Origin of the sequence: Sphingomonas sp. PSPC2-2, assembly GCF_049897725.1 — a bacterium.
Classification (GTDB): Bacteria; Pseudomonadota; Alphaproteobacteria; order Sphingomonadales; family Sphingomonadaceae; genus Sphingomonas.
The window spans coordinates 1-649 of the sequence record NZ_JAFCWU010000040.1 but is presented as its reverse complement, the minus strand read 5'-3'; the positions used below and the strand labels follow the sequence as shown (position 1 = coordinate 649).

Annotated in this window: 1 tRNA gene and 1 rRNA gene; both read right to left on the bottom strand. The window is 57.8% G+C overall.

From position 1 onward, the window contains the following. Positions 1–384: 384 nt before the first annotated feature. Positions 385–461: transfer RNA gene (locus tag ACP7BY_RS21005), tRNA-Met, on the bottom strand. 91 nt (positions 462–552) lie between these two features. Beyond that, positions 553–649: ribosomal RNA gene (gene rrf, locus ACP7BY_RS21000) — 5S ribosomal RNA — on the bottom strand; the annotation flags it as partial.

The following is a 649-nucleotide window of genomic DNA, read 5'->3' as shown; positions in this document are numbered from 1 at the left end:
CTCGGACCAACTTCACCGCCTCGAGCTTGAACTCTCGGCTGAACTTCCGTCGTTGCATCTACACCCTCCGGTTCCGAAAACACCTTATCTTGGTGTCCACGAAACCGGCAGCAGCTCACCCTGCCCTGCTTCATCCTGAAATGGCCGGTTACTATCGCCGCCAGGTTGCATCGCTGCACGGGTTGCTCGAGCGGGGACCAGAGATCGAACGGATGAAGGCAATGGAAATGCTGCGATCGCTGATCTCCGCGATCGTGCTGACGCCGTACGACACGGGGCTTGCGATCGACCTGCAGGGCGATCTGGCCGGGATCCTCGCGATTGCGACTGCTGAGAACGCAAAAAGCCCCGGTGCTTTCGCATCGGGGACATCGCAATTAAAGATGGTTGCGGGGACAGGATTTGAACCTGTGACCTTCAGGTTATGAGCCTGACGAGCTACCGGGCTGCTCCACCCCGCGCCAGTTCCGCTTGTGTAGCGGAACGAAAGGGTAGGTGACATGTGAATGGGTTCTTTTGATCTAAGGAGCTTTGCTGCTCACCGGCTTCAATGCCTGGCGACGACCTACTCTTCCATCACTTAAGTGATAGTACCATCGGCGCAGTCAGGTTTCACGGCCGAGTTCGGGATGGGATCGGGTGGGGCACT